Annotated in this window: 1 protein-coding gene; it reads right to left on the reverse strand. The window is 64.2% G+C overall.

Translation table 11 applies throughout. From position 1 onward, the window contains the following. On the reverse strand, positions 1 to 4,753 hold a 4,753-nt coding region (locus EOA29_RS25405; protein ID WP_127221779.1), incomplete at its 3' end, for a VCBS domain-containing protein. Positions 4,754 to 4,763: the final 10 nt, after the last annotated feature.

Consider the following 4,763-nt stretch of genomic DNA (forward strand, 5'->3'; position numbering starts at 1 on the left):
CCTTGATGCCGAGGCTGTCGAGCTTGAACGTGTCGGCGCCGGTGCCGCCGGTCATGGTGTCCTGGCCAGAACCGCCGATCAACAAGTCATTGCCGGCGTTGCCAATGATCGTATCATTGCCGGCGCCGCCATAGAGCACGTTGTTGCCGCTGTCGCCGTTCAGCGTGTCATTGAAGTCCGACCCGATAATATGCGGGGCTGCCAGCGTCGACGTGTACGAGTGAGGGTCTCCGGCCAGCGAGGACGAGTAATTCTGAATGTTTTCTCCCGTTGGGCTCAGCGTGATGCCGATCGTGCCGCCGGCGATATCGCCATCGCCATCGACCACGCTGACCGGAATGTCGAAGCTCACAGGCGTATGTGTCGCGACGGCTGCGCCGAAATCTCCGACCTTGAAGGTGTCGCCCGAAACATAGGTGTATTCAAGGCTATTGTAGCCGTCGTTGGTGAAGACTGCGATTTCCGTGCCGATCGCGCCGGCGCCGGAGGTGCCGTAGACACCGCCGATATTGACGCTGCCATCCGCGTTCAGCTGTACCGTATAAACATGGCCGTTGATGGTATAGCTCTCGAGGAGAGCGGTAGCTGTTACGGTCTGGAACACGCCGTTGTAGCCGATGGAGACCGAATTGATGTGGTCAATAGCGCCATCGCCGACCACGTTGTTGCCGTCCGTATCATCGGATGCCGTGATCCTGATCGTCGACCCGGTGGTGGCCGTGAATGTCGCGGTCGAGCCGTTGACGGTGTAGTGGGCATCGAACACGTGATCGCGGTTGGTGGCGTCGCTGTAGCCGCCCGACCCTGCCGGATCGCCGCGCAGGTCGGTCACGAAATCCACTCTCATGCTTTCCGGAAGGCCACCGTCCAAACCGACCGAACTGCCAGAGCCAACACCGCCCGAAATCGCACTCGAATTGATCGTGCTGGTGCGCGCTCCATTGACCTCGGGGGTTATAAGCAGGTCGGAGCTGTCGTTATCGATCGGTGAGCCGGCGCTTTCTGTGCTCGGAATGAATCCGGCCCAGGCGCCGTTTCCGCCGACGAAGTTGTATCCCCCCGAGCTGAAGTCGACTTGGGTTACGCTGTCCACCGCTCCGTTCATGTCGACGGAATAGGAAGCGGTCGCCGGGTCGAGTGTTATGACAAACACAGAAACGGCGCCAGCAAAACCCGTGAGCGTGTGGCCGTCTGCCGAGACGTCGTACACGATCGAAACACCATTGGAGGTCAGCCCGCTTGCCGTGCCGTCGAGCGACGACGGGAAGATGACGGTTCCGCCGTCGGCGCCGTAATTGTTCGTCAGTATCCCGTCGATATCGAGATCGAACGACACAGGCGCTCCTGCCCCGTTTGCCACAACCGCGGAGGCCGGGGTGATGGCCGTCGGTACGTCGTCGGTTACGTCGATGGTGATGGTGTTGGTGACGATGTTGCCGTTGGCGTCGGTGGCCTGGTAGGTGAAGGTCTCGACGTTGTTGACGGTGTTGGTGCCGTTGTTGGCGTCGACGCCGTCGACCGGCGAGGTCAGCGTGTAGCTGTAGGTGCCGTTGGCGTTGAGGGTCAGCGTGCCGTGCGAGCCGGTCGGGCTGCCGACCAGTGTGAAGGTATAGGGACCGGTGCCCCCCGACACATTGTCGGCGACCGTGCCGGCCACCGTCTCGGCCGTGCTCGCCGGATTGGAGCCGATCGCCAGCGCCGCCTCGTTGACGGTGGCGTCCTCATTGGTGGCGGCCAGGCCGCTGTCGGTGAGATTGATGGTCAGCGTGGTGGTCGACAGGTCGCCGTCGCCGTCCATGATGGTGTAGACGAACACGTCGGTGGCGCCGCCGGCCGGAACCGCATTGGGATTGCCGTCATAGCTGTAGGAGCCGTTGGCCTGCAGCGTCAGCGTGCCGAAGCTGCCGTTGATCACCGTATTGACGCCGGTCACAACCGCCGTGGTGGTATCGCCGCCCGCGGCGCGCACGCCGACCACGCCGCCGCCGGCGGCCGCGCCGTCGGCGCCGAACACGTCATCCGTGCCGTCGGTCAGCACGTTGCCGCCGACGATGCCGCCTTCGGCGACATTGTTGGTGTCGGCATGCGCCGTCGGTACGTCGTCGACGATGTTGATGATGAGGTTGCCGGCCGGTGCGCTGTCGCCGTCGGCGTCGGTGACGACGACCGCGAAAGAGGTGGAGGTGTTGTCGCCCGATGTGTTGTCGACCAGCGTATAGGAGTAGCTGATGGTGCCGACGCCGGTTGCCGGATTGTAGCTGTAGCTGGCCGTCAGCGAGCCTGTGGCATCGGTGAAGTTCTGGTTGGAGCCAGTCAGCACGTGGCCGCCGAGCGAGACGGTCTGGATGCCATCGGGCGAGGTGAAGCCGATGCTGCCCGAGGTGGTCTCCGAGTTGGCTGCAGCGTTCGAACCGGCGGACTCGCCGCCGCGTGCCGGCAGGCCGGCTTCATAGACCGTGGTATCGGCGCCGCCGGGCGCCGGGATCGTGTCGGTCGGCGTGGAGTCGCCGATCGAGATCGTCAGCGTGGTGTGCGAGGTGTCGCCGTCGCCGTCCTTGATCGTATAGGTGAAGACGTCATTGACGCCGCCGGGCGTGTTGGCGTCGCGTACATAGCTGTAGGTGCCGTCGGCGGCCAGCGTCAGCTTGCCGTAGGTGCCCTGGATCTGCACGCCGAGTGTGGCGGCGTTGTCGACATCAGCGTTGGTGTCGCCTGCCGCGACGCCGACTACCGTTGCGCCGTCGGCGCCCTTGGTGTCGGCATTGCCATCCGTCGTATTGGTGTCGGCGCCATCTGTTCCGCCAACCAGCACATTGCCGGTCGCCGGGCCGAACTGGCCGGCTGCGATGCTGTCGGTATCGGCCACCGCCGTCGGCACGTCGTCGATGATGTTGATGATGAGGTTGCCGGCCGGTGCCGGATCGCCGTCGGCATCCGTCACTACCACCGCGAAGCTGGCGCTGGTGTTGTCGCCAGAGGTGTTGTCGATGAGCGTATAGGAATAGCTGATGGTGCCGACGCCGGTCGTTGCATTGTAGACGTAGCTTGCCGTCAGTGAGCCGGTTGCAACGGTGAAGGTCTGTGCCACACCGGTCAGCGCATGGCCGCCCAGTGAGATCGTCGTCAGGCCGTCCGGCGAAGTGAAGCCGATCGTGCCAGACGTCGTTTCGGAGTTTGCAGGCTCGTTCGAGCCTTGCGGCTCGCCGCCGCGTGCCGGCAGGCCGGCTTCATAGACCGTGGTATCAGCGCCGCCCGCTACCGGGATCGAGATGGTCGGCGTGGAGTCGCCGATAGAGATCGTCAGCGTGGTGTGCGAGGTGTCGCCGTCGCCGTCCTTGATCGTATAGGTGAAGACGTCATTGACGCCGCCGGGCGTGCCGGCGTCGCGTACATAGGTGTAGGTGCCATCGGCGGCCAGCGTCAGCTTGCCGTAGGTACCCTGGACCTGGACACCGAGCGAGCCGGAGGAGTCGGCATTGGTGTCGCCGGCTGCGACGCCAACCACTGTGGCGCCGTCGGCGCCCTTGGTGTCGGCAACGCCGTCCGTCGTATTAGCGTCGGCTCCATCCGTGCCGCCAACCAGCACGTTGCCCGTCGCCGGGCCGAACTGGCCGGCCGCAATGCTGTCGGTATCGGCCACCGCCGTCGGCACGTCGTCGATGATGGCGACGGCAAAAGTGGCGCTGGCCGTATCGCCGTCGGAATCCGTAACGGTGATGCTGAAATTGTCCGGAACCGTATCGTTGGGGTCGAAACCGTTCGTTTGTTCGGGATGGGTGACCGACTCGGTCACCGTGTAATTGTATTCGATAGCCCCGGTGATCGGATCGAAGGACACGATCGTTATGTAGCCGAACTGGCCCTGGATCTGCTGCCCGACGCCGGTCACGGTGTCGCCGTTGATGACGATCGAGCCGATACCGTCCGGCGCGTCGATGGTGATCGTTCCGATGCTGGACGTTTCCGCGTCGCTCGGCGCGTCACTGCCCGGCGATTGTGACGGGCCGCCGTCGAGGCCGGTTTCGCTGGCCGCCTCGTCCGGGGTCAGCAGTGACGTGGCCACCACTGAAACCTGCCTGTCGATTATCGAGGGAAACAGCTCACGGTTCTCCGGCTGCCCGAACTGCAGTGCCGTCGGCGGCAGCAGCGACGTCAAGCCGAAGCCGTCACCGATACCGCCGGGAGGCTGTTCGAAATTTCCGCCGGCGCTGCCTGGCGAGCCATTTCCGCCTGCCGAGATCGAACCGTCGGCGCCGAAGGCGACATCGACATGGCTGGATTCAAGAGCGGCGATCAGGGCAACGCGCGGCACCTCGACGTCGCCGATGATGAAGGTCGGCACGTTCAGCGCGCCGTCCTTGATGACGATCTCGGATCCATCGGGCTGCACCAGCACCAGATTGTGCCCGTCGACCTTGATGTTGTCGATCGAGACATTGGCCGGAAGCTTCACGACGTTGCCGGCTTCGGCATGATATTCATGCGGGACATTCGAGGCAGCGGCATTCGCCGCCGGCGCGTTTCCTGCGGGAGCCTTGGCGTCCGGCGCCGGCTGGTTTGCACCCTGCGCATTGTCCGCGCCCTGTGCCGGCGTGCCTTTGCCGACATCGACCGGGACCGGCTCACCGTTCTGCGCTGCCTGGCCGCCAGCGGCCTGCGCGACTTGAACATCCGTGGCTGCCGGATGTTCTCCAACGGTCGAGTGCTCGTCCGAGACATTTGAAACGGCGTCGAATTCGATACTGGTCGTCATAGCTCAAGCC

Origin of the sequence: Mesorhizobium sp. M1E.F.Ca.ET.063.01.1.1 (assembly GCF_003998155.1) — a bacterium.
GTDB lineage: Bacteria > Pseudomonadota > Alphaproteobacteria > Rhizobiales > Rhizobiaceae > Mesorhizobium.